This window comes from Micromonospora sp. CPM1 (genome assembly GCF_023896895.1).
GTDB classification, from domain to species: domain Bacteria; phylum Actinomycetota; class Actinomycetes; order Mycobacteriales; family Micromonosporaceae; genus Micromonospora; species Micromonospora tulbaghiae.
The window spans coordinates 61,077-85,511 of record NZ_JAMHIU010000007.1; the positions used below are offsets into that span (position 1 = coordinate 61,077).

Sequence of the window (24,435 nt, forward strand, 5' to 3'; positions counted from 1 at the left end):
GAGGCTACGCGTCCCGGGCGAGCGGCTCGGTGCCGAGCAACGCGTCGACGAACTGTGCCGGGTCGAACGGGGCCAGGTCGTCCTTGCCCTCGCCGAGGCCGACGAGCTTGACCGGGATGCCGAGCTTGCGCTGCACGGCGATCACGATGCCGCCCTTGGCCGTCCCGTCGAGCTTGGTCAGCACCACGCCGGTGACGTTCACCGCCTCGGTGAAGACCCGCGCCTGCTCCAGCCCGTTCTGGCCGGTGGTGGCGTCGAGGATCAGCAGCGTCTCGTCGATCGGGCCGTGCTTCTCCACCACCCGCTTGACCTTGCCCAGCTCGTCCATCAGGCCGACCTTGTTCTGCAGCCGGCCGGCGGTGTCGATGAGCACGGTGTCCACGCCGGTGTCGATGCCGCGCTTGACCGCGTCGAACGCGACGCTCGCCGGGTCGGCGGCCTCGGGCCCGCGGACCGTCTCGGCGCCCACCCGGCCGCCCCAGGTCTCCAGCTGGTCGGCGGCGGCGGCCCGGAACGTGTCGGCCGCGCCGAGCAGCACGCTGCGGCCGTCCGCGACCAGCACCCGGGCGATCTTGCCGCAGGTGGTGGTCTTGCCGGCGCCGTTGACGCCGACCACGAGCACCACCGCCGGGACGCCCTCCTTCGGCGCGGTACGCAGCGCGCGGTCCAGGCCCGGGTCGAGCGCGTTGACCAGCTCGGCGGCGAGCAGCGCCCGCAGTTCGTCACCGGTACGGGTGCCGAGCACCCGGGTCCGCTCGCGCAGCCGGTCGACGATCTCCCGGGTGGCGTCGATGCCGACGTCGGCGGTGATCAGGCTGTCCTCGATCTCCTCCCAGGTGTCCTCGTCCAGCCGGTCGCGGCTGAGCAGGCCGAGCAGGCCCTTGCCGAAGACGTTCTGCGAGCGGGACAGCCGCGAGCGCAGCCGGACCAGGCGGCCGGCCGTGGGTTCCGGCACCTCGACCTGCGGCACCTCGACCGGAGGGGCCGGCGGCGCCTCCACCACCACGCCGGTGGTGAGTTCCGCCTCCGGGGCCTCGACCGGCGGGCCGGCCAGGTCCTCCTCCGTCCGGGTGTCGACCTCCGTGCGCGGCAGCGGCGGCTGCGGGCGCCGGCGCAGCCGGGGCACCACGAGGCTCAGGCCGCCGATGATCAGCACGCCGAGCAGGGCGAGAGCGACGAGGAGGTATTCCGTCATGCCCGAAATCCTGTCAGATGCCGGCGACGGCGTCCCACTCACCGCCTCGGCACGCGAACAACCTGCGGGTACGCTCGCACCGGAAGGCGTACCGCAACCGCCGGCCGGGTAGGGAACAGCCGAAACGATCTTGTCGGAGGTGTATGTCGTGCCCGGTTCCCGCCTGCTCATCGGCCCGTTGCTGCGCCGGGTCGTCGACACGCGGGCGACCGTCTGGGTCGAGACGAGCGCGCCCGCGGTGGTCACCGTCCGCACGGCCGACGGCGCCACCGGCAGCGCACCGACCTTCTCCGCGTACGACCACCACTACGCGATCGTGGTGGTGACCGGGCTCACCCCGGACAGCGTCACGACCTACGAGGTGCTGATCGACGACGAGGTGGCGTGGCCGCTGCCCGACTCGTCGTTCCCGCCCAGCGTGATCCGGACCCGCGCGCTCGACGACGCGGACCAGCCGGTGCGGCTGCTGTTCGGCTCCTGCCGGGAGACCACCCAGCACTCCACCGCGCGGAAGCTGCCGCCGGACGCGCTCGACGCGTACGCCCGGCGGGTGATGGCCGCGCCCGACGAGGCCGCGCTGCCCGACCTGCTGGTGCTGCTCGGCGACCAGGTGTACGCGGACGAGACCTCGCCGACGGTGCGGCGGCTGCTCAAGCGGCGCCGGCGGCGGCCGAAGGACGCCCCGGCGACGCAGGTGGTCAGCTTCGACGAGTACACCAAGCTCTACCTGGAGTCGTGGCGCGACCCGGAGATCCGCTGGCTGTTCTCCACCGTGCCGAGCGTGATGATCTTCGACGACCACGAGGTGATCGACGACTGGAACACCTCGCAGTCGTGGCGCGCGGACATGCGCGAGCAGCCGTGGTGGGCCGAGCGGATCCGCAGCGGCCTCGCCTCCTACTGGGTCTACCAGCACCTGGGCAACCTGAGCCCGGACGAGATCGCCGCCGATCCGGTGTACGCGAAGGTGATGGCCGCCGAGGACGCCACAGGCGTGCTGCACGAGTTCGGCGAGCGGGTCGACAAGGAGGCCGACCTGGCGCACGACACCGAGCGCTGGCGGGCCGTGCAGTACCAGTGGAGCTACGCGCTGGACCTGGGCCGCACCCGCCTGGTCATGCTGGACAACCGGTCCAGCCGGGTGCTCCAGCCGGGCAACCGGGCGATGCTGCCGCCGGGCGAGTGGTCGTGGTTCCTCGACCAGGCGCACGGCACCTACGACCACCTGGTGGTGGGCAGCTCGCTGCCGTGGCTGCTGCCGCCGGGCATCCACCACGTCGAGGCGTGGAACGAGCGCCTGGCCGACTCCAGCCGGCCCTGGGTGGCCCGGCTCTCCGAGCAGATCCGCCGGGCGCTGGACCTGGAGCACTGGGCGGCGTTCCGGCGCTCGTTCGAGGCGCTGGGCGAGCTGTTCGCGCGGCTGGGCAGCGGCACCGCGCCGCGCACCGGGGCGCGGGTGGGCGCCGGGCCGGCGTACGCGCGACCGGCCTCGATCAGCGTGCTCTCCGGTGACGTGCACCACTCGTACGTGGCCCGGGCCCGGTTCGCCGACCGCGACGTCCGCACGCCCGTGCACCAGCTCACCTGTTCGCCGATCCACAACCAGGTGCCGGCCGGCATGCGCCCGCTGATGACGCTCGGCTGGAATCCGGGTCCCGCCGGGGCGACCCGGGCGCTGGCGCGTTCGGCCGGGGTACGCCGCCCGCCGGTGCGCTGGCGGAAGCTGGCCGGGCCCTATTTCGGCAACGCGGTGGCCACGCTCACCCACCAGGGCCGTAAGGCCGCCGTGGTGATCGAGGGCACGACCAGCGACGGCGAGCTGCGGCCGGTGGCGCAACAGCAACTCAGCGACGGGGACTGAGTACCCTCTGAGCGTGGACGAGACGCTGCGCGCCGTGGAGCACGAGTTGACCGCGTTGCTGCGCCGCGGCCGGGCGCTGTCCTGGGAGATCGCCCGCGAGGTCCACCCGAATCTGGAGCCCAACGCGTACGGCCTGCTGCTCTGGCTGCGCCGCTCGGGCTCGATCCGGCTCACCGACCTGGCCGCGAAGCTGGGCATCGGCAAGGGCACGCTCAGCCGCCAGATCGGCGGGCTGGAGGCGCTGGGCCTGGTCCGCCGCGACCCGGACCCGACGGACCGGCGGGCGGCCCAGCTCAGCCTCACCGAGGAGGGCACCCGGCGGTTCGACGCGGCCCGGGCGGCCCGACTCGGACAGATAAGGCGTTCCCTCGAAAGCTGGCCGCAAGAGGACGTCGCGGACCTCGCCCGCCTGATGCACCGCTTCAACGAGTCGTTCTGACCCGGCCCCACCTGGAACAAAGCCCGCCCGGGTGAAGTTGTTGCTTTAGGCAACCACCTCCTACGGTTGCCCGAGGCAACCTTTCTCCCCCGCTCCGGAGGCAATCCACGATGACTCAGGCGACTGCGCCCGCACGGGCGACCGCCGTCGACATGTCCCACCGGCAGATCCTGGAGGCGCTCTCCGGCCTGCTGCTGGGCATGTTCGTCGCGATCCTCTCCTCCACGGTCGTCTCCAACGCGCTGCCGCGGATCATCACCGACCTGCGCGGCGGCCAGTCCGCGTACACCTGGGTGGTCACCTCGACGCTGCTGGCGACCACCGCGACCACGCCCATCTGGGGCAAGCTCTCCGACCTGTTCAGCAAGAAGCTGCTGGTCCAGCTCTCCCTGGTGGTCTTCGTGCTGGGCTCGGTGCTCGCCGGACAGGCACAGACCACCGGTGAGCTGATCGCCTGCCGGGTCGTGCAGGGCGTCGGCGCGGGCGGCCTCACCGCCCTCGCCCAGGTGATCATGGCAACGATGATCGCGCCGCGCGAGCGCGGCCGGTACAGCGGCTACCTCGGCGCGGTCATGGCCGTCGGCACCATCGGCGGGCCGCTCATCGGCGGCGTGATCGTGGACACGTCCTGGCTCGGCTGGCGCTGGTGCTTCTACGTGGGCGTGCCGTTCGCCGTGCTCGCCCTGATCGTGCTCCAGCGCACGCTGCGCCTGCCGGTGGTCAAGCGCGACGTGACGATCGACTGGTGGGGCGCCACGCTCATCACCGCCGCCGTCTCGCTGCTGCTCGTCTGGATCACACTGGCCGGCGACAAGTACGACTGGATCTCCTGGCAGAGCGGCGTGATGGTGGCCGGCGCGGCGGCGCTCGGCGTGCTCGCCGCCCGGGTCGAGAAGCGTGCCGCCGACCCGATGATCCCGCCGCGGCTGTTCCGCAACCGCACCATCACGCTCGCCGTCGTCGCCAGCATCGCGGTCGGCGTCGGCATGTTCGGCGCCTCGGTGTTCCTCGGGCAGTACTTCCAGATCAGCCGCGGCGCCAGCCCGACCATGTCCGGCCTGATGACGCTCCCGATGATCGGCGGCCTGCTGGTCTCCTCCACGGTGGTCGGCCGGATCATCACCGCCACCGGCCGCTGGAAGAGCTGGCTGGTCATCGGCTCGGTGCTGCTCACCGCCGGCTTCGCGCTGATGGGCACCATGCGCGCGGACACACCGTACTGGCACCTCGCCGTCTTCATGGCCCTGATCGGCCTCGGCGTCGGCATGAGCATGCAGAACCTGGTGCTGGCCGTGCAGAACACGGTCCGCCCGGACGAACTCGGCGCGGCCAGCTCGGTGGTGGCGTTCTTCCGCAGCCTCGGCGGCGCGATCGGCGTGAGCGCGCTCGGCGCGGTGCTCGGGCACCGGGTCACCGGCTACATGGCCGACGGCCTGAGCCGCCTCGGCATCCCGGCCTCCGGGTCGGCCGGCGGCGGCCTGCCGGACGTGCACACGCTGCCCGGCCCGATCCGCACCGTGGTCGAGGCCGCGTACGGGCACGCCGCCGGTGACATCTTCCTGGCCGCCGCACCGTTCGGGCTGCTCGCCCTCGTCGCGGTGGTCCTCATCCGGGAGGTGCCGCTGCGCCGCTCCAACGCCGAGCCGGTCCCCGCCGGGCGGGAGACGGCCGAGGCGATCCCGGCCGGAGCGGGAGACTGACGATGGACGCCGCGGAACGTGAGCGGTACGGCCCGCGGACCCGTCCGCTGCCCTACGAACGGGGTACGGACGGGCCACGGGTGGTGCTCGTCGGCGTGGACGGCAGCCGCACCTCGATGCGAGCCGCCGCGTACGCCGCCGGACTGGCCCGGCGGCAGGGCGCCACGCTGGTGGCGGTGTTCGTCAGCTCGCCGACCTCGTACAGCGCGATGCTCTCCGGCGTGGTGGCCGGGGCGGTCCAGCAGACCCACGACGAGCTGGCCGACGAGCTGCGCGCCGAGTGCCGGCGCGGGGCCGAGGAGCTGGACCTGCCGGTGACGTTCCTGTGCCGGCGCGGCGACGCCTACACCGAGCTGTGCCGGGCCGCCGACGAGCACCGGGCCGACATGGTGGTGGTCGGCTCCTCCGAGCAGGCCGGGCACAGGCTGGTCGGCTCGGTCGCCACCCGGCTGGTCCGCACCGGCCGCTGGCCGGTCGTCGTGGTGCCGTGAGCCGGCGGTTAACGCGTCGCGGGGTGCCCGGCGCTCACCTAGCATCCCTCGGATGACCTGGACCGCACCCGAGATCGACCGCCGCCACGAACCCTACGTCGCCGACGAGCGCACAATGCTGCAAGGCTGGCTCGACCTCCACCGTGACACCCTGCAACACAAGTGCGCCGGGCTGACCGCCGAGCAACTGCGCACACCGAGCGTGGAGCCCTCCGGGCTGACGCTGCTCGGCCTGGTCCGGCACCTGGCCGACGTCGAGCGGTGGTGGTTCCGCCACCGCGCCGCCGGCCTGGACCTGCCGGACCTCTACGACTACAGCACCGACCCGGACGCCGACCTCAACGACGTCGCCGACGCCGACCCGGCCGAGGCGTTCGCCACGCTGCGGGCCGAGATCGAGGCGGCCGACCGGGCCGTTGCCGACCTGCCGCTGGACCACACGTTCCGGCACCGCCTGCCCGACGGCAGCACCGGCGAGATCAGCCTCCGCTGGGTGTACGTGCACGTGATCGAGGAGTACGCCCGGCACAACGGCCACGCGGACCTGATCCGGGAACGCGTCGACGGCGTGACCGGAAGCTGACCCGGCTCAGTACGCCAGCGCCGCCCGCAGGTACCGCAGGTCGGCCGGGCCGCTCCAGCGGTGCGCGGACAGGCCCGCCACCCGGGCACCGGCCACCGCGCGGTCCTCGTCGTCGACGAACAGCACCCGCCCCGGCGGCGTCCCCAGCGCCTCGCAGGCGGCCTGGAAGTACTCCTTCGCCGGCTTGTGCACCCCGATGACCGAGGAGTTGACGATCACGTCCAGCTCCTCGGTCAGGCCCAGCGCGGCCAGGTCGGCGTCGAGCAGGTCGGTGGCGTTGGTGCCCAGCCCCACCCGGATGCCCGCCGCCCGCACCTCGCGGACGAACGCCAGCACCTCCGGGTCGACCTCGCCGCGGTAGCTCTGCCACTCCGCAACGGCCGCACGCGCCCGATCCACGCCGACCGCGGGGGTCAGCGCGTCGGCGACGCTCATCATCCACTGGGCGTGGCTGACCTGGCCGGTGAGCACCGGCTGGAGCATTCCCCAGGACATCGCGATCTCACCGAGGACACCCTCGGTCAGCCCGTACTCCCGCTCGACACCCGCGGCCACCGCCGGATCCCAGCGGCGCAGCACGCCGTCGAAGTCCACCAGGAGCGCCGTGGCGCGTTCCCGACTCACTCGCTCGTCACCTGTTCCTCGTCGTCGGCCCGGTTGAGCCGCTGGCTGATCACCTGGGTCACACCGGCGCGCATGGTCACCCCGTAGAGCGCGTCGGCGATCTCCATGGTCCGCTTCTGGTGCGTGATCACGATGAGCTGGCTCTTCTCCCGCAACTGCGCCAGCAGCGTGATCAGGCGGCCCAGGTTCACGTCGTCGAGCGCCGCCTCCACCTCGTCCATGATGTAGAACGGGCTGGGCCGGGCGCGGAAGATCGCCACGAGCATCGCCACGGCGGTCAGCGACCGCTCCCCGCCGGAGAGCAGCGAGAGCCGCTTGATCTTCTTGCCCGGCGGGCGGGCCTCGACCTCGACACCGGTGGTGAGCAGGTCCTCCGGGTCGGTGAGCACCAACCGGCCCTCGCCGCCGGGGAACAGCACGGTGAAGACCTGCTCGAACTCCCGGGCGGTGTCTTCGAACGCGCTGGCGAAGACCTCCAGGATGCGGTCGTCCACGTCCTTGACCACGGTGAGCAGGTCGCGCCGGGTGGCCTTGAGATCCTCCAGCTGCTCGGAGAGGAACTTGAAGCGCTCCTCCAGCGCCGCGAACTCCTCCAGCGCGAGCGGGTTCACCTTGCCCAGCAGGGCCAGTTCCCGCTCCGCCTTGGCCGCCCGCTTCTCCTGCACCGGCCGCTCGTAGCGGACCGGCTCGGGCACCGGCCGGCCGTCCTTCTCGGCGAGCGCCACGTCCGCGTCGGTGGGCGGGACCAGCCGGTCCGGGCCGTACTCGGCGACGAGCGTGGCCACGTCCAGCCCGAAGTCCTCGGCCGCCTTCGCCTCCAGCTGCTCGATGCGCATCCGCTGCTCGGCACGGGCCACCTCGTCGCGGTGCACCTGGCTGGTGAGCCGTTCCAGCTCGGCGGCGAGGCGCTTGGCCGCACCGCGTACCTCGGACAGCTCGGCCTCGCGGGCGGCGCGCTCGCGGGCGACGGCGTCGCGGTGCTCCTCGGCCCGGGCGATCGAGACGGTGAGCCGGGTGAGCGCCTCGCGGGCGCCGCCGACCACGGCCCGGGCGATCTGGGCGCCGCGCGTGCGGGCCGCGCGCCGGGCCGCGGCGCGCTCCCGCGCCGCCCGTTCGGCGGTGGCCTGCCGGGCCAGCGAGTCGGCCCGCCCAGCGATCGAGGCCACCCGCTCCTCGGCGGTACGCACCGCGAGCCGGACCTCCATCTCGTTCTGCCGTGCCTGCGGCACCATGGCGGCGAGCTGGTCCCGCTCCTCGGTGGACGGCTCGGCGTCGATCGGGGTGGCCTCGGCCAGCCGGAGCCGTTCCTCCAACTCGGCGAGCGCGGCCAGATCCCGTTCCCGGGCCGCCTCGGCGCGGGCCCGGGACTCGCCGAGACGGTCGGTCTCCGCCTTCGCCGAGCGGGCGGCGGCGCCCAGTTCGGCGAGGCGGCGCGCGGCGGCGTTGCGGTGGCTCTCCGCCTCCCGCTTGGCGGCGGCGGCGTGCTGCACCGCCTCCTTGGCGGCGGTCACCTCGGCGCGCGCTTCGGCCAGCTGTTCGCGCAGCTCGGCGGCGGTGCGTTCGGCGGTGGCCCGGTTGGCGCGCGCCTCCTCGACGGCGGCCTGCACCTCGATGAAGCTCGGCGCCTTGGCCGACCCGCCCGCCGCCGCGTACGCACCGACCACGTCGCCGTCGGGGGTGACCGCGCGCAGCTCCGGGTTCGCGGCGACGAGCGCGGACGCGGCGGCCAGGTCGTCGACGAGCGCCACGTCGCGCAGCGCCCGGTGCACGGCCGGGCGGATCGCGGCCGAGCACTCCACCAGGTCCGGGGCCCAGCGGGCGCCCTCGGGCAGCTTCGGGCGCAGCGCGTCGGCGGAGCCGTCCATGCCCGGCCCGGCGGGGCTGCCGACGAGCAACCCGGCCCGGCCGGCGTCGGAGATCTTCAGCAGCCGCATCGCCTCGACTGCCTCGTCCACGCCGCTGACCGCGACCGCGTCGGCCAGGCCGCCCAGCGCGGCGGCCAGCGCCGCCTCGTCACCGGGGGCGACGGTGAGCAGCCCGGCGAGGCTGCCGAGCAGCCCCGGCACCTGGTCGGCGCGGGCGAGCAGCTCACCGGCACCGTCCTTGCGGCGCAGGCCCATGGCGAGCGCCTCCTCGCGGGCCTTCCAGGTGGCGGCGTCCTTCTCGGCGGCGCGCTCACCGTCGGCCAGGCTGCGCACCGCCGCCTGGGCCCGCTCGTGCACGGCCACCGCCTCGTCGTGCCGGGCGTCCAGGTCGGCGTTGTCCCGGTCCGCCTCGGTCGACTGTTCGGCGACCGCGTCCAGGTCGGCCTGCGCCTTCTCGGCCCGGCCCATCGCGTCGGTGTGCGCGGCGGCCAGCCGTTCGATCTCCTCGCCGGCGCTCGTGGTCCGCGCCCGGGCGGAGTTGACCTGGCCGGTCAGACGGGCCAGCCCCTCCCGCCGGTCGGCGATGGCCTTGGCGGCGGCGACCAGTTCCCGCTCGGCGGCGGCGAGCTGCCGTTCCAGCTCCTGGCGGTGCTCGACCGCCTCGGCCAGCCGGATCTGGTCCTCGGTGAGCGCGGCGCGCAGCTCCTCCTCCTGCTCGCGTACGCGCCGCGACTCCGCCTCCAGCTGCTCCGGGTCGCGGCCGGGGCGCTCGTCGTCGCCGGCGGCGCTGAGGTGACGCAGCCGCTCCCGGGCCAACTGCTCGATCGAGCGGAACCGCTCCTGGAGCGCGGAGAGGCGGTACCAGGTGTCCTGCGCCGCCGCGAGCAGCGGCGCGTCCTCGGCCAGCGCCGCCTCCAGCTCGCCGAGGCGGCCCTGCACCTCGCCGTGCTCGGCCTCGATCAGCTCGCGCCGCTCGCGCAGCGCGGTCTCGTCGGCGATCTCCTTGTCCAGTGTGGTCCGCAGCGTGTGCAGGTCGTCGGCGAGCAGCCGCAGCCGGGCGTCGCGCAGGTTGGCCTGGATCCCGGCGGCGCGGCGGGCCACCTCGGCCTGCCGGCCCAGCGGCTTGAGCTGGCGGCGCAGCTCGGCGGTGAGGTCGGTCAGGCGGTTGAGGTTGGTCTGCATCGCGTCGAGCTTCCGCAGCGCCTTCTCCTTGCGCTTGCGGTGCTTGAGGACGCCCGCCGCCTCCTCGATGAACGCCCGCCGGTCCTCCGGCTTGGCGTGCAGCATCCCGTCGAGCCGGCCCTGCCCGACGATGATGTGCATCTCGCGGCCGATGCCCGAGTCGGACAGCAGCTCCTGGATGTCCAGCAGACGGCAGGAGTCGCCGTTGATCTCGTACTCGCTCTCGCCGGAGCGGAACATCCGGCGGGTGATGGAGACCTCGGTGTACTCGATCGGCAGCGCGCCGTCGGTGTTGTCGATGGTGAGGGTGACCTCGGCCCGGCCCAGCGGCGCCCGCCCGGCGGTGCCGGCGAAGATGACGTCCTCCATCTTGCCGCCGCGCAGCGCCTTGGCGCCCTGCTCGCCGAGCACCCAGGCGATGGCGTCGACGACGTTGGACTTGCCGGAGCCGTTCGGGCCCACCACGCAGGTGATCCCGGGCTCCAGCTTCAACGTCGTGGCGGAGGCGAAGGATTTGAAGCCCTTCACCGTCAGGCTCTTGAGATGCACCTTCTCGATCCTCGTCCGGTGGCCGCCGTACCGTCGCCGGCTGCGCGGACCTGGTGAACCCGCAGACTAACCCGGGACCGGGGCGCCGCCGCCACGCGACCCACCCGCCGGACCGGCTGTCCGCTTTCGGCCCGGTGGTCGCGGAGGGAACAGAAATGCATGATCACAATTACCGGGCGCAATTCCGGGCGGTTCCGCAAGATCGATAATTGCGGCGGCGGCGACGAAAAGGGGTACGAACATGGCTGCGCGCCGGCACTTGAGTGTCGGCGCGCTTTTCGGTGTGGTGCGATTCAGTTTTCCGACAACTGGAGATCAGGTCAGTGCGGGCTCAGCCAGACGGAGGAGGTCATCCGCCTCCGCCGCTGCCGCCGCAAGCCGATCGTTGTCGGCGCGCAGACGCGTGATCTCGAACTCCAGTGCCTGAACCCTGGCACGCAGTCGGGTGACCTCGTCGAGCAGACGCCGGTCGGGCGCTGCACTTACGTGGCCGTAGAGGGCCTTCGCCATGCTGACTCCTTGATGTGCGCTGCCGGAAAGGCCGGCCAACGCGCGCCCATGATGTTCGCGGCTACCATTCCCACTGCATCGGGGCATGGCTGGGCGCGACTGGCGACACCTACATATTGAGCCGAAACCCCCTCCTTCGTCAAGTTGACCAAGGCCGTAGATCATCTCCACGTCAGCCGGTCCACTCGCCGGGGGCTGCCACAAGGCGCGGACACGCTCTGTCCGGACGCCTTTACTGTACGCCAGAAATGTGTGAACGACTCATCCTTGCCGCAGGCTTCGCCTTAACTCTTTCTTAGCCACGTTGCCGCAGCTCGGAGCGCACCCGTAGCGTCACCCGGGCCCGCAACCGACCCGTGGAGGGGACAGGCGTGTACCGCTGGAACGACCCGATCGAACCGGAGGGCGCCCGCCGGCGTCCCGAGCCGCCGACCGACGAGGGTCCGGCGTGGCTCAGCGACCGGCCCGAGCCGCGGTCGTCGTACCTGTTCGGGGACGGAGCGCCGCAGCCGCCCGCCGGTCACGGACCGCCGGCCGCCGAGGGCTACCGCCCCGAGAGCGCGCCCCCGGCCTACGTACCCGCCGGCTCCTACCCGCCGCCCCGGGACCGGTGGAACGGCGAGGAGCAGCCGACCGCCGCCTGGCACGGCCAGGAGCCCGCGTGGCAGGGCCACGAACAGCCCACGGCGTGGCAGGGCCAGGAGCAGCCGACGGCGTGGCAGGGCCACGAGCAGCCCACCGCCTGGCAGGGGCACGAGCAGCCGGCCGGCGGTTGGGAGCAGCCCGCCGCGACCTGGCAGCCGGCGACCGACACCCCCGCCGACGACCGGCGCCCGAAGCGGCGCCTGTCCCGGCCGCTCGTGATCGGCGGGGCCGCCGCCGCGGCGACGCTCGTGGTGAGCCTCGGCGTGGGCGCCGTCCTGCTGCCCGGCGACGACCAGGGGACGAAGCGCACCTCCGCCGACGCGCCGGTGGCCGCCGCGCCGCAGGCGCCCGACGGCACCGAGGAGGGGCCGGCCGACGCGCTCGCCCCCGAGTCGGCGAGCCCGTCGGCCGTACCGACCACCGCCGCGCCGAGCCCGACGAAGAAGGCCACCCCGAAGCCGAGCCGCAGCACCGCACCGTCGCGGCAGCAGGAGCGCAGCAGCGCCCCGAGCGGCGGCGGGTCGAGCGGGTCGAGCGGCGGCTCCACGAGCACCAAGGCCACCGCCACGACCGGCCTCAGCGCCGAACTCCAGAAGGTCGTCACGATCGTCAACCAGGAGCGGGCGAAGGCCGGCTGCAAGGCGCTCACCGTCAACGCCAAGCTGAACCTGGCCGCCCAGCGGCACAGCCAGGACCAGGCCGACCACCAGAAGATGGACCACACGGGCAGCGACGGCAGCCAGCCCTGGGACCGGGTCAAGGCCGCCGGCTACAGCTACCGCATGGTGGGCGAGAACGTGGCCTGGAACTACCAGACCCCGGCGGCGGTCATGGAGGGCTGGATGAACTCCGAAGGCCACCGGAAGAACATCCTCAACTGCTCGTACACCCAGATCGGTGTGGGCGTTGCGCGCAGCAACGGGCCGTACTGGACGCAGGTCTTCGCCACCCCGAGCTGACCGCGCGTCGTGACCGGCCCGGCGCTCGTTGACCGGTCGGGGGCGGCGTCGGGCCGCCCGCGTCCGGGGAGCTGTCGATGCGGATCCGGCCGGTGTGGGCCGTGCCGCGCTCCCGGCCGGCCCACGTCCGCCGACGTGGCCCGCGCCGGGGCGTGGCGCTCGCGCTGACCGCGCTGCTGCTCGCCCCGGTGCCGGCCTGCCGCCGGCCGATCACGCCGCCCGGCGCGCCCACGCCCTGGCCGGCCGCCCAGGCCGGCAGCTGGCGGTGGCAGTGGCAGCTCACCACCCCGGTGGACACCACCGTCGACGCCGACGTCTTCCTCCTCGACCCGGTGGCGACCACCTCGGCCGAGACCGCCGCGCTGCGCGAGCAGGACCGCCGGCTGGTCTGCCACGTCCGGGTCGGCACGTACGCCGCCGACGAACCGGACGCCACCCGCTTCCCCGCCGCCGTACGCGGTACGGCCGTGCCGGGGCGGCCGGGAAGCCGCTTCCTGGACGTACGGAACTGGGACGCGCTCGCGCCGGTGCTGGCCGACCGGTTCCGGCTGTGCCGGGGCAAGGGTTTCGGCGCGGTGGCGTTCGCCGACGCGGACGGCTACCGGCACCGCTCCGGCTTCCCGCTGGACTTCGACGACCAACTGCTGTTCAACCGCCGGCTGGCCGGGCTGGCCCGCAAGCTGGACCTCTCCCCCGGCCTGGTCGACGACGTCGCGCAGGTGGCCGCGCTGGCCCCCGACTTCGACTTCGCGGTCAACCAGGAGTGCGTACGCCGCCGCGAGTGCGCGAAGCTGCTGCCGTTCGTCGACGCCGGCAAGCCGGTCTTCCACGTCGAGTACACCGGCGAGCCGGCGGACTTCTGCGTCACCTCGGTCGGCTACGGCTTCGCCTCGATCCGCAAGGACCGCCAGCTGGACTCCTGGCGGGAGCCGTGCGCGCTGCCGTGACGCCCCGGCGCCCCCGCCCGTCGGGAGCGGGGGCGCCGGGGTGCGCGGTCAGCCGGTGGGCGCGCCGGCGGCCGGGGCGGTCGTCTCGCCGCCGCGCTGCGACGGCACCCCCGCGTGTTCCGCGCTCAGCGGGGTGGCCAGGTCCTCCAGCGACTTGCCCTCGGCCTTGACGCCGAGCGTCAGCTCCACCAGCCCGCCGATGATCATGACGGTGGCGCCGATGACGAACGCCAGCACGGTCTGCCCGACCTCCCCGCTGCCGACCAGCTTGGCGAAGAGCAGCGGGCCGGTGATGCCACCGGCGGCGGTGCCGATCGCGTAGAAGAACGCGATCGCCATGGCCCGGGTCTCCATCGGGAAGATCTCGCTGACCGTCAGGTACGCCGCGCTCGCGCCGGCCGAGGCGAAGAACAGCACCGCGCACCAGCAGGCGGTCATGGTCACGGCGCTCAGCACGCCGGAATGGAACAGCCAGGCCGTGCCGAGCAGCAGCACACCCGAGCCGATGTACGAACCGGCGATCATCGGCACCCGGCCGACGGTGTCGAACAGCCGGCCCAGCAGCAGCGGGCCGAGCAGGTTGCCGACCGCGATCACCGCGAAGTAGTAGCCGCTGTTGCCGGGCGGGACGTCGAAGAACGTCTCCAGGATCTGGGCGAACCCGAACGTGATCGCGTTGTAGAGGAACGCCTGGCCGATGAAGAGCGCGAAGCCCAGCGTGGCCCGTTTCGGGTAGCGGCGGAACAGCGTCCGGGCGATCTCCAGGAAGTTCGTGCTCCTGCGCTGCCGGATCTCGATGTAGTTGTCCGCCTCGGCGAGGTCCCTGCCGGTCTCCCGTCTCACCTCGGCCTCGACCGAGTCCACGAGGTGGTTGGCCTCGTCGGCGTGCCCGTGGATGAACAGCCACCGTGGGCTCTCCGGTACGTGCCGGCGGACCAGCAGGATCACCACGCCGAGCACCGCGCCCAGCCCGAACGCCACCCGCCAGCCGAGGTTGGTCGGCAGGCCGTTGAGCAGCGGTACGGTCAGCAGCGCGCCGAGCGCCGCACCGAGCCAGAACGTGCCGTTGATGATGATGTCGATGCGGCCGCGGTGGCGGGCCGGGATCAGCTCGTCGATCGCCGAGTTGATGGCGGCGTACTCACCGCCGATGCCCATGCCGGTGAGGAACCGGAACAGGAAGAACCACCAGGTGTCGAACGACAGCGCGGTGAGCGCGGTGGCGACCAGGTACAGCCCGAGCGTCAGCAGGAACAGCTTCTTGCGGCCGAACCGGTCGGTGAGCCACCCGAACAGGAGCGCGCCGGTACAGGCGCCCGCGACGTAGAGCGCGGCGGCCAGGCCGGTGACCTGGCTCTGGGTGATGTTCAGGCCGCTGCCCGGCTCGGCGAGCTTGCCGGAGAGGTTCCCGACGATCGTCACCTCGAGCCCGTCGAGGATCCAGACCGTGCCCAGACCGATGACGATCATCCAGTGCCAGCGGGACCACGGCAGCCGGTCGAGGCGGGCCGGGACGTTGGTCCGTACGGTGCCGGTCGCGGTGTCGGTGCTCACGACGCCCGCCGGCGGGATGCGGAGGCCGGGGCGCGACGGGCCGCCGGCGACAGCTGTTCGTCCATGGCGGCCCAGATGCCCCGCTGGTCGGGGCCTTAATCCACGGCGAAGAACCGGAACCGACATGCCCCGGGAGCCGTGACTCCCGGGGCATGTCGTGCGGGCCGGACGCCGCCTGGGCGCCCTGGTCAGCGGGCGCCGACCAGCTCCGGCGCCGGTGCGGGCGGCGGCTCGACCGCCGGGGCGGCCGTACGGCGGCGCATGAAGCGCGGCGCCCACCAGTTCGCGTCACCCAGCAGCGTCATCACCGACGGGAGCACGACCGCGCGGATGATCGTGGCGTCCAGCAGGATCGCCGCCGCCAGGCCGATGCCGAGCTGCTTGAAGTCGATCATGCTGAGCGTGGCGAAGATGGAGAACACCGCCACCATCACCACCGCCGCGCTGGTCACCACCCCGGCCGAGGAGGTGATGCCGTGCGCCACCGCCTCCCGGTTGGGCATCCCCCGGTCGACCGCCTCGCGGATCCGGCTCACCACGAACACGTGGTAGTCCATGGACAGTCCGAACAGCACCACGAACAGGAACAGCGGCAGCCAGGTGACGATCGCGTCCATCGAGGTGAAGCCGAGCAGCCCTTCCGCCCAGTCGCTCTGGAAGACCAGCACCAGCAGCCCGTACGCGGCGCCGGCGGAGAGCAGGTTCAGCACGATCGAGGTCAGCGCCACCACCACCGACCGGAACGTCCACGCCATCACCAGGAACGTCAGCGCCAGCACGAACGCCGCGACGATCGGCAGCTTCGCCCAGATGTGGGCGGCGTAGTCCTCACTGGCGGCCACGCCGCCGCCGACCGCGTACTCCACGCCCGGGATGCCGCCGAGCGTGGCCGGGACCAGGTCCTCGCGCAGCTCGTGCAGCGACCGGGACGCCTCGTCGGAGCGGCTGGCGTGCGGCGTGGCCACCTCCAGCACCGACACCCGCCGGTCCGCCGACACCTGGATCTCCGGGCCGTCCCCCTCGGCCGGCGCGAAGAGCGGGTCGGCGGCGGTACGGCCGGCCAGGTCGGTGAGCGCGGCCCGCACCCGGTCGGCCTGCTCGGCGGGCGCCCGCACGGCCACCGTGTGACTGGTGCCGTTGCTCGGGAACGCCGCGGTGAGCCGGTCGTACGCCTGCATGGCCGCCGTGTTGCGCGGCACGTCCTCCGGGCCGGGGAACTTCAGCTTCATGCCGAGCGCGGGCGCGGCGAGCGCGAGCAGCAGCGCCACCGAGATCAGCAGCGTGGCCACCGGCGCGCGCAGCGCCGGCTTGAGCACCGCCGGCCAGAACCGGGGCCGGGCCGGCTGCCCGTCCCGCCCGGTGCGCGGGGCGGTGAGGCGCCACAGCAGCGGCACCCGCGGCCGGTCCACCCAGCGGCCCAGCTTCGCCAGCAGCGCCGGCAGCACGGTCAGCGAGCCGATCACGGCGACCGCCACCACCAGGATCGAGCCGACCGCCAGCGAGGAGAAGATCGCGTCCTGGGCGAGCAGCAGACCGCCCATCGAGATGATCACGGCGGTGCCGGAGACCACCACGGCGTGCCCGGAGGTCTCCGCCGCGATCTCCACGGCGTCCAGGCCGGACCGGCCCTTCGCCCGTTCCTCCCGTTCCCGCCGCACGTAGAACAGCGAGTAGTCCACACCGACCGCCATGCCGATCAGCAGGATCACGCTCGCGGTGGTGTCGGTGGCCGGCACCAGGTGCGAGGCGAGTGTGGACAGACCCATCGCGGCGGCCACCGAGGAGAGCGCCAGCAGCACCGGCACCCCGGCGGCGATCAGCGCGCCGAACGCGATGATCAGGATGGCCAGCGTCACCGGCAGGCTGAGCAGCTCGGCGCGCTTGAAGTCCTTGCCGAGCGTGTCGTCGAGCGCCTTGTCGATCGACGGGCCGCCGACCTGCTCCACCCGCAGTTGCGGGTGCGCGACCTGCACCTTCGCGGTGGTGTCCCGCAGCGGCTGCACCCGGTCCCCGGCGGTGCCCGGGTCGCCCGACATGGTGATCGGCACCAGCAGCGCGCTGCCGTCGCGCGACGGCATCGGCGTACCGATCGACGCCACGCCGTCGACCTGCCGCAGCCGGTCCGCCGCGTCCTGCGCCGCGGCCTTCGCGGCAGCCTGGTCGAGCGGACCCGACCGGGCGGTGATCAGCACGTTCTCCGTGGCCGGCTGGTCGAACCCGCCACTGTCGACGATCAGCTGTGCCCGTCCGAACTCGCCGATCGCCTGATCCTCGTCGGTGGCCTCGTTCAGCCCGGCGGCGCTGCCGCCGACGAAACACACCGCCACGAAGACCACCCACAACGCGATCGCGCGCCACGGATGCTCCGCACTCCACCGTGCCAGCCGCACGGTCACCGGTCGCCTGCCCATGTCCCGGGTTCCACCCTCCTGATGCCGGCCCTGCGCCGACCCAAGATGACGCTAGGCAGCAGGCGGGTCCCCGACATCGGGGAACGGCCCCCGCTCGTCCCCGATCCGGGCGGCGAGGTCCGCGCGGCCGGTTCCGGCCGCGCGGACCGGGCGGAAAAGGGCATCTCCGGGTACGCTCCGGCGCGTCTCCGGGGACCGCCTGGCGATGCACGCCGGCGCAACCCCGAACCGGCTCGGGGTCATCCCCGGAGGGTGCCCCGGGGCCGCGGCTGGCATCGCGGGCAACTGTAGGAGGACCGGTTCATGAACGCCTCGCGCCGGATCGGCGCGCCGCAGCGCGGGCAGGGCTCCCCCTCCCGGCCGTACGCGTTGAGCGACCGGTCGAAGTAGCCGCTCTCGCCGTTGACGTTGACGTACAGCTCGTCGAAGCTGGTGCCGCCCTGCTTGATCGCCTCGGCGAGCACGTCCCGGACGTGCCCGAGCAGCCGCAGCGCGGCCGGGCGAGTGAGCGCGTCGGCCGGGCGGGCGCCGTGCAGCTTCGCCCGCCACAGCGCCTCGTCGGCGTAGATGTTGCCCACCCCGGAGATCAGCGTCTGGTCGAGCAGCGCGCGTTTGACCTCCGTACGCTTGCGGTGCAGCGCCGCCACGAACGCCTCGTCGGAGAACTCCGGGTCCATCGGATCGCGGGCGATGTGGGCGATCTCGGCGGGCAGCTCCGCTCCACCGGCCGACACGGACAGGCCGCCGAACGTGCGCTGGTCGACGAAGCGCAGCTCCGGCCCGTCGTCGGCGAACCGGAACCGGACCCGCAGGTGCAGCTCGTCGGCCGCGCCGACCGGCTGCAACAGCAGCTGGCCGGACATGCCGAGGTGGCCGATGACCGCGTCGCCGCTGTCCAGCGGCAGCCAGAGGTACTTGCCGCGGCGGCGTACCCCGGTGATCGTCCGGCCGGCGAGCACGTCGGCGAAGTGCGCGCCGCCGGGCGCGTGCCGGCGTACCGCCCTCGGGTGGCGTACCTCGACCGCGGCGATCCGCCGGCCGATCACCCACTGGGCGAGTCCCACCCGGACGGTCTCGACCTCGGGCAGCTCAGGCACGGCCGGCGCCCGCCTCGACATCCGTGGTGTCGACCTGCGGGCTCGCCTCCTCCTGGGCCCGCGCCGCCGCCTCCGCCTCGGCCTGCTCGGTGAGCGTCCGCCAGGCCGACTCGGCCGCGCGCTGCTCGGCCTCCTTCTTGCTGCGCCCCTCCGCGCCGCCGTAGCGGTTGCCGGCCACCACCACCCAGGCGGTGAACGTCTTGAGGTGGTCCGGCCCGGTGCCCTCGATCCGGTACTCGGGCACGCCGAGCCCGAGCGCGGCGGTCAGCTCCTGGAGGCTGGTCTTCCAGTCCAGCGCCGCGCCCCGGCCCGCCGACTCGGCCATCAGCGGGTCGAACAGCCGGTGGATGACGATGGCGGCGGTGTCCAAGCCGTACTGGAGGTAGATCGCGCCCAGGAGCGCCTCCAGCGTGTCGGCCAGGATGCTCGCCTTGTCCCGTCCGCCGGTGGCCTCCTCGCCCTTGCCCAGCAGCAGGTACGCGCCCAGCCCGTCCGGGCCCAGGCCACGCGCCACGTCGGCGAGCGCCCGCATGTTGACCACGCTGGCGCGCAGCTTCGCCAACTGCCCCTCGGGCAGGTCGGGGTGGTTGTGGAACAGCGCTGTGGTGATCACCACGCCGAGGACCGAGTCGCCCAGGAACTCCAGCCGCTCGTTCGTGGGCAGGCCACCGTTCTCGTACGCGTACGAGCGGTGGGTCAGCGCGCGTTCCAGCAGTTCCGGGTCGAGCGACACCCCGAAGGCCGCCTCCAGGTGGCCGACGGGAGCACGCCGCCGCTTGTCGTTGGTCATGGTGCTACCTCGGTGTCGTGTCGGTCAGGTGCGGGATCGTGCGGAATGTCGGCGAGCAGGTCGCGGGCCGTCCCGGCGGCGTCGCGGCGCCACAGGTGAGCGGCCAGCGCGATGCCGGAGGCGACATCCTCGGCGCCGGCCGCGCCGTGGCACACGACCACGGTGCCGCCCACGCCGAGCAGCGCGGCGGCACGCGGGGCGCCGCCGCGTGACGGCGGGCCGCCGGCCATGGCGTACGCGCCCTCGATCGCCTTCAGCAGGACGTTACCGGTGAAGCCGTCGGTCACCACGACGTCGGCGCGGACGCCGAGCGAGATGTCGTACCCCTCGACCAGGCCGACGTAGCGACCGTCGCAGGGCAGTGGCGCGGCGGCGAGGGCGGGCGCGGCGACGCGGCGCAGCCGGTCACCCTTGCCCGTCTCGAGGCCGACGGAGAGCAACCCGACGCGGGGCGCGGTGACGGCGTGGGCCACCGACGCGTAGGCGGCGCCGAGGAGGGCGTGCCGGGCCAGCGTGGCCGGGCCGGGTTCGAGTGTGCCGCCGACGTCGAGCAGCACCACCGGCCCCTCGACGGCGGGCAGCGTGGCGGCGAGCGCGGGCCGGCGTATCCCGGTCCAGCGGCCGAGGCCGAGCGCGGCGGCGGTGACCGTGGCGCCGGTCGAGCCGGCGGAGACGACGGCGTCGGCGAGCCCGTCGCGGACGGCCTGCACGGCGGTGCGGACCGTGCTCTCGCCGCGGGCGGCGGTGGGATGGTCGGCCATGCCGACGGCGGCCCGCACCGGGCGGACCGTGACCCGGGCGCGCTGGGCCGGGTCGAGCGCACCGATCAGCCCGTCGGCCACCTCGATCGGGCCGACGAGCAGCAGGTGCAGGGCGGGATCCGTGCGTACCGCTCGCAGAGCGCCGTCAACCACGACGGCGGGAGCATCGTCCCCGCCGAGGAGGTCGACGGCGATCCGCGCGGTGCCCGGCTCCGACAGTCCGCCGGCCGTGAGCCGGCCGACGGCGACGGGAGCCGGGGCACCGGGCGAGAGCCTTGGTGCGCGCGTCCCCCGACCGGTGGTCGGGGACGTCACTCGGCAGCCGGGTCAGACCTCGAGGACCTGACGGCCGTTGTAGGTGCCGCAGACGGAGCAGGCGGCGTGCGGCAGCTTGGCCGACTTGCACTGCGGGCAGGCCACGGTCGCCACCGCCGAGGCCTTCCAGTTCGCCCGGCGGGCGCGGGTGTTGCTGCGCGACATCTTGCGCTTGGGGACGGCCACGGTTCTTACTCCTCTGTACGGGTCAGTTGCGTCAGGCTCGCCCAACGCGGGTCGACCTGCTGATGGCTGTGGTCGGCCGGCAGATCGTCCCAGTGCACCCCACACTCGGGGCACAGGCCTGGGCAGTCCTCCCGGCAGAGCGGGTTGGTCGGCAGCGCCAGCACCACCGCGTCCCGCAACGCCGGCTCCAGGTCGATCAGATCGCCCTGCATCCGGCCCACCTCGTCCTCGTCGGTCGTGTCGTCCGTGGTGCTGTGCTCGTACGCGTACAGCTCCTGGATCGTCACTGCCAACGAGTCGTCGATCTCGCGCAGGCAGCGGCCGCACTCGCCCTTGACGGGACCGGTGACGGTCCCGGAGACGAGCACGCCCTCGGACACCGACTCCAACCTCAGGTCGAGGTCGAGGTCCGCGCCCTCCGGCACGCCGATCAACTCGACGCCGAGGTCCGCCGGTGCCGGCACGACCCGCTTGTGCGTACGCAACGCGCCAGGTCGGCGCGGCAGTTCCCTCGTGTCGAGGACCAGCGGCGACCTGGGGTCGAGTGTGCTTGGCGAGTGTTTGGGCATAGTCAGACTCCGGCCGTTGAGAGGCCGACAAAGAAGGTTACCTGCCAGACGGGCGGACCGTCGAACCGGGGGCTCACCTCCGGCCCGGCGGCAGCCGGCTGTCGGCGACCGGCCCGCGCGCCGCTCAGAAGGGTAGCGGGCGGTCCGCCTCGTCCCCGGCGAAGGTGCCGATCTCACGCAGCGCGTGCATCTTGTCGCGGCCACGCTCTATCGAGGCCAGCGCCCGGGTGAGGAACTGCTCGAAGTTGGCCAGCGCGGTGTCGACGTAGTCGTCCACCTCCTCGCGGAGGCGCTGCGCCTCGGCCCGTGCCTCGGCGATGATCCGGGCGCCCTCGTGCTCGGCCGAGACGGTGATCTCGTTGACCGAGACCAGCCGGGCGTGTTCCGCCTCACCCTCGCTGATGATCCGGTCGGCCTCACGCTTGCCGGCCTCCATGATCTTGTCCCGCTCCTCCAGCAGCGCGGCGGCCCGGCGCAGGTCCGCGGGAAGCTCCGCGCGCAGCTCGTCGAGCGCGGCGATCATCTCGCCCCGGTCGACCATGCAGTTGTTGCGCGACATCGGGACGGAGCGGGCCTGCTCCACCATGGCGATCAGTTCGTCGATGCGATCGAGCGGGTCCACCGGTACCTCACTCCTGTCTTCGTCGGCCGCCCTCCATCATGCGGCCTCGCGCCCCGTCTCGGCGCTGCAGACATCATGTCGCGCCGAGGCCACCCACACCCCACCCGCCCCACCCGGCGCGTCGCCCCCCGCCCCTCTCCCCGGCCCCTCTCCCTCGCGATCTTGCACTTGTGGCCCGGCACTCGTCCCTTGCGGGAGGAATGTCCGGGCCGAAAGTGCAAGATCGCGGGGCGGAGGGGGGTGGGGTGGGCGAGGGCGGGGGTCAGGGGCGGAGGCGGGCGGAGAGCTGGGCTCGGACCAGGTCGGGGACGTGGGCGGAGATGTCGCCGCCCCACTTCGCCACGTCCTTGATCAGGCTGGACGAGATGAACGAGTAGAGCGGGTTGGTCGGCATGAACAGCGTCTCCACGCCGGCCAGGCCGATGTTCATCTGGGCCATCTGCAGCTCGTAGTCGAAGTCGCTCACCGCCCGCAGACCCTTGATCAGCACACTCGCCTGCTGCGCGCGGCAGAAGTCGACGAGCAGGCCGCGGAACGACTCCACCCGGACGTTGTCGTACGAGGCGGTCACCTCGTGGAGCATGTCGATCCGCTCCTCGACCGTGAACAGGCCCTGCTTCGACTGGTTGACCAGCACTCCGACGATCACCTCGTCGAACAGCCGGCTGGCCCGGCCGATGATGTCGAGGTGTCCGTTGGTGACCGGGTCGAACGAGCCCGGGCAGACCGCACGTCTCATGATCGGCGACCGTACCAAAGAGTTGTCTCGCCGTAACGTCTGCTGCGCTCCGGAGTGACACCTTCCACCCACGTGACCGGTCCGGTACGGCTGGACCGCTCGACGATCACGAGGGCGTCCGGGGCGAGCCAGCCGCCGTCGACCAGGGCCGCCAGCATCGCGGTGATCTCGGCGTCCGGCACCGCGTACGGCGGATCGGCGAACACCACGTCGTACGGCCCGTCGGTGGGCCCGGCCGCCAGCACGGTGGCGACCTTGCCGGTGACCAGGCGCGCGGCCGGCGCCGCCCGGAGTGCGGCGATGTTCTCCCGGATCACCCGGGCGGCCCGCGCGTCGGACTCGACGAGCAGGACGTGGGCCGCACCGCGGGACAGCGCCTCCAGACCGACCGCGCCGGAACCGGCGTACAGGTCGGCGAAGCGCGCCCCGTCCAGGTCGACGTGGGAGTGCACGGCGCTGAACAGCGCCTCGCGGACCCGGTCGGAGGTGGGCCGGGTACCGGCACCCGGTGGCGCGGCGATCCGCCGGCCGCCGAGCGTGCCGGCCACGATCCGGGTCACCGTCGCTCCCTGCGCATGCCCCGACGCTACGCGACGCCGCGAGGCGGGCACGACGTACCCGGCGCGACGATCCGTGACTCGACGTACATCAATGATCTCGAATGCATAACGGACCCTTTACGACCCTTCGATCACGGTGACACCCGCACTGTCGATCTCGCTAGGGTCTGGCCCGATTGCCGAGTGGACGCGCGGCTTCGGCCCCTCCGCCCGGTCTCTCCCATCCTCCCCTCGTCAGGAGTAGGCGTGAACCGTCTCCACCTCCGGCGTGCCGCCGTCCTCACCGCCGGCACGCTGCTCGGCCTCGCGGGCGTCGTCACCGTCGCCGGCCCGGCCGCCGCCCACCACCCCGAGCCGTCCGGCAGCTACTGCGCCGCCGAGAACGGCACCGTCACCGTGACCTGGTCGGTGATCAGCAGCGAGACCGACATCTCCGGCCGCATCACCACCGTCGAGTCCTCGGTGCCCGGCGCGATCAGCGGCGGCCTGGCGGTCGGCGCGGAACTGAAGCCGGCCGGCCAGGGCCCGCTGACCGGCACCCAGACCCACACGTTCACCGGCCCGATCCCGGAGCTGAAGCTGACCGTCGGCGCGCACTGGGAGCGGGGACGCAAGTCGCACGACGGCGAGCGGACCGTGACGGCCCGCCCGGGACGGAACTGCGCGACGCAGAGCCCGTCGCCGTCGCCCTCGCCCAGCACGCCGCCGAGCCCCACGCCCACGCCGAGCACGCCCGCCTCGCCGACCCCGACGCCGTCGGCGTCCGTCCCGCCGAGCCCGTCCACCCCGCCGGCGCCGTCCGCGCCGCCGGCCGAGCCAGGTGAACCGGTCTTCAAGCTGGACCAGGACTGCGACTCGATGACCTTCATCGTGGAGAACCCGGCCGACGGCATCGCCTTCACCGCCACGTTCACCACCGAGAAGGGCGAGAGCAGGAAGCTCGTCTCCGAGCCGGGCAAGGCCGGCTCGGTCGAGTTCGAGGCGTACCGGGGCCTCACGGTCACCGTGAAGTACGACGTGGTCGAGGAGTCCGAGACCATCCCGTACGCCGCGCCGCGGGACTGCTCCGGGCAGGGCGGTGGCCTGCCGGTGACCGGCCCGGCCGCAGGCGCCATCGCCGGTGGCGCGGCGCTGCTGCTGGCCGCCGGCGCGGTGCTGTTCGTGGTGGCCCGTCGCCGCCGGATCCGCTTCACCGCCTGATCCGCCGATCTGGCTGATCCGCATCGAGGGCGCGCCGACCACCCGGTCGGCGCGCCCTCGCCGTGCGTGCGACGCGGGCGG

22 protein-coding genes are annotated in these 24,435 nt (G+C 73.3%); 8 read left to right on the forward strand and 14 right to left on the reverse strand.

Translation table 11 applies throughout. The features are described from left to right. Positions 1-4 precede the first annotated feature (4 nt). On the reverse strand, positions 5-1,195 hold the full coding sequence (gene ftsY, locus M8C11_RS10580) for a signal recognition particle-docking protein FtsY (protein WP_120571183.1): 1,191 nt from the start codon (positions 1,193-1,195) through the stop codon (positions 5-7). Positions 1,196-1,343: 148 nt separating this feature from the next. Between ftsY and M8C11_RS10585 the strand changes: the two genes are divergently transcribed. The 5 genes from M8C11_RS10585 to M8C11_RS10605 all read left to right on the forward strand — a co-directional run bounded on the left by M8C11_RS10585 (position 1,344) and on the right by M8C11_RS10605 (position 6,269). Beyond that, a complete protein-coding gene (locus M8C11_RS10585; protein ID WP_252449417.1) occupies positions 1,344-3,056 on the forward strand; it encodes an alkaline phosphatase D family protein in 1,713 nt (570 codons plus the stop codon). 13 nt (positions 3,057-3,069) lie between these two features. Continuing rightward, entirely contained in the window at positions 3,070-3,495 is a 426-nt protein-coding gene (locus tag M8C11_RS10590) for a MarR family winged helix-turn-helix transcriptional regulator (RefSeq protein WP_120571185.1), read from the forward strand. Positions 3,496-3,605: 110 nt separating this feature from the next. Next, positions 3,606-5,195: an MDR family MFS transporter gene (locus M8C11_RS10595; protein WP_252449418.1), complete on the forward strand. Its 1,590-nt coding sequence runs from the start codon at positions 3,606-3,608 to the stop codon at positions 5,193-5,195. Between the two features lie 2 nt (positions 5,196-5,197). Beyond that, positions 5,198-5,686 carry a universal stress protein gene (locus M8C11_RS10600; RefSeq protein WP_120571187.1) on the forward strand — a complete coding sequence of 163 codons (489 nt, stop codon included), beginning with the start codon at positions 5,198-5,200 and terminating at the stop codon, positions 5,684-5,686. A 52-nt stretch (positions 5,687-5,738) separates the two neighbouring features. Beyond that, a complete protein-coding gene (locus tag M8C11_RS10605; RefSeq protein WP_252449419.1) occupies positions 5,739-6,269 on the forward strand; it encodes a DinB family protein in 531 nt (176 codons plus the stop codon). Between the two features lie 6 nt (positions 6,270-6,275). Here M8C11_RS10605 and M8C11_RS10610 read toward each other — a convergent pair whose 3' ends face one another. The 3 genes from M8C11_RS10610 to M8C11_RS10620 all read right to left on the reverse strand — a co-directional run bounded on the left by M8C11_RS10610 (position 6,276) and on the right by M8C11_RS10620 (position 10,999). Further along, the gene (locus tag M8C11_RS10610) at positions 6,276-6,893 is read right to left on the reverse strand and encodes an HAD family hydrolase (protein ID WP_120571189.1); all 618 of its coding nucleotides are present in this window, start codon (positions 6,891-6,893) and stop codon (positions 6,276-6,278) included. Continuing rightward, entirely contained in the window at positions 6,890-10,489 is a 3,600-nt protein-coding gene (smc, locus tag M8C11_RS10615; protein ID WP_252449420.1) for a chromosome segregation protein SMC, read from the reverse strand. The genes M8C11_RS10610 and smc overlap by 4 nt, the downstream gene beginning before the upstream one ends. 315 nt (positions 10,490-10,804) lie before the next feature. Continuing rightward, entirely contained in the window at positions 10,805-10,999 is a 195-nt protein-coding gene (locus M8C11_RS10620) for a hypothetical protein (RefSeq protein WP_013284566.1), read from the reverse strand. Positions 11,000-11,370: 371 nt separating this feature from the next. Between M8C11_RS10620 and M8C11_RS10625 the strand changes: the two genes are divergently transcribed. Together M8C11_RS10625 and M8C11_RS10630 are read left to right on the forward strand one after the other, a co-directional pair. Further along, positions 11,371-12,603, forward strand: coding sequence for a CAP domain-containing protein (locus tag M8C11_RS10625; RefSeq protein ID WP_252449421.1), 1,233 nt, complete (start codon positions 11,371-11,373; stop codon positions 12,601-12,603). 77 nt (positions 12,604-12,680) lie between these two features. Then, the gene (locus M8C11_RS10630) at positions 12,681-13,550 is read left to right on the forward strand and encodes an endo alpha-1,4 polygalactosaminidase (RefSeq protein ID WP_120571193.1); all 870 of its coding nucleotides are present in this window, start codon (positions 12,681-12,683) and stop codon (positions 13,548-13,550) included. A gap of 48 nt (positions 13,551-13,598) precedes the next feature. On the opposite strand, the gene M8C11_RS10635 is transcribed toward M8C11_RS10630, so the two are convergent. The 10 genes from M8C11_RS10635 to rsmD all read right to left on the reverse strand — a co-directional run bounded on the left by M8C11_RS10635 (position 13,599) and on the right by rsmD (position 23,154). Then, positions 13,599-15,104, reverse strand: coding sequence for an MFS transporter (locus tag M8C11_RS10635; RefSeq protein ID WP_252449422.1), 1,506 nt, complete (start codon positions 15,102-15,104; stop codon positions 13,599-13,601). 188 nt (positions 15,105-15,292) lie between these two features. Beyond that, positions 15,293-17,515 (reverse strand): MMPL family transporter, encoded by a 2,223-nt coding sequence (locus M8C11_RS10640; RefSeq protein ID WP_252449423.1) that lies wholly within the window; start codon positions 17,513-17,515, stop codon positions 15,293-15,295. A gap of 239 nt (positions 17,516-17,754) precedes the next feature. Beyond that, positions 17,755-18,612 (reverse strand): bifunctional DNA-formamidopyrimidine glycosylase/DNA-(apurinic or apyrimidinic site) lyase, encoded by an 858-nt coding sequence (mutM, locus tag M8C11_RS10645; protein ID WP_252449424.1) that lies wholly within the window; start codon positions 18,610-18,612, stop codon positions 17,755-17,757. Next, positions 18,605-19,402 carry a ribonuclease III gene (rnc, locus tag M8C11_RS10650; RefSeq protein ID WP_252449425.1) on the reverse strand — a complete coding sequence of 266 codons (798 nt, stop codon included), beginning with the start codon at positions 19,400-19,402 and terminating at the stop codon, positions 18,605-18,607. Before rnc ends, mutM begins: the two co-directional genes overlap by 8 nt. Then, positions 19,399-20,382, reverse strand: a complete 984-nt coding sequence (locus M8C11_RS10655) for a phosphate acyltransferase PlsX (RefSeq protein ID WP_252449523.1) — start codon at positions 20,380-20,382, stop codon at positions 19,399-19,401. The genes rnc and M8C11_RS10655 overlap by 4 nt, the downstream gene beginning before the upstream one ends. A 108-nt stretch (positions 20,383-20,490) precedes the next feature. Next, positions 20,491-20,664 (reverse strand): 50S ribosomal protein L32, encoded by a 174-nt coding sequence (gene rpmF, locus M8C11_RS10660; RefSeq protein WP_030500827.1) that lies wholly within the window; start codon positions 20,662-20,664, stop codon positions 20,491-20,493. A gap of 5 nt (positions 20,665-20,669) precedes the next feature. Continuing rightward, the gene (locus tag M8C11_RS10665; RefSeq protein WP_120571197.1) at positions 20,670-21,233 is read right to left on the reverse strand and encodes a DUF177 domain-containing protein; all 564 of its coding nucleotides are present in this window, start codon (positions 21,231-21,233) and stop codon (positions 20,670-20,672) included. A 124-nt stretch (positions 21,234-21,357) separates the two neighbouring features. After that, on the reverse strand, positions 21,358-21,855 hold the full coding sequence (locus M8C11_RS10670; RefSeq protein ID WP_018786307.1) for a hypothetical protein: 498 nt from the start codon (positions 21,853-21,855) through the stop codon (positions 21,358-21,360). Between the two features lie 262 nt (positions 21,856-22,117). Further along, positions 22,118-22,594, reverse strand: a complete 477-nt coding sequence (gene coaD, locus M8C11_RS10675) for a pantetheine-phosphate adenylyltransferase (RefSeq protein ID WP_252449426.1) — start codon at positions 22,592-22,594, stop codon at positions 22,118-22,120. After that, positions 22,591-23,154, reverse strand: a complete 564-nt coding sequence (rsmD, locus tag M8C11_RS10680) for a 16S rRNA (guanine(966)-N(2))-methyltransferase RsmD (protein WP_252449427.1) — start codon at positions 23,152-23,154, stop codon at positions 22,591-22,593. Before rsmD ends, coaD begins: the two co-directional genes overlap by 4 nt. Before the next feature lie 246 nt (positions 23,155-23,400). On the opposite strand from rsmD, the gene M8C11_RS10685 reads away from it, so the two are divergent. Next, a complete protein-coding gene (locus M8C11_RS10685; protein WP_252449428.1) occupies positions 23,401-24,354 on the forward strand; it encodes a cell wall anchor protein in 954 nt (317 codons plus the stop codon). Positions 24,355-24,435: the final 81 nt, after the last annotated feature.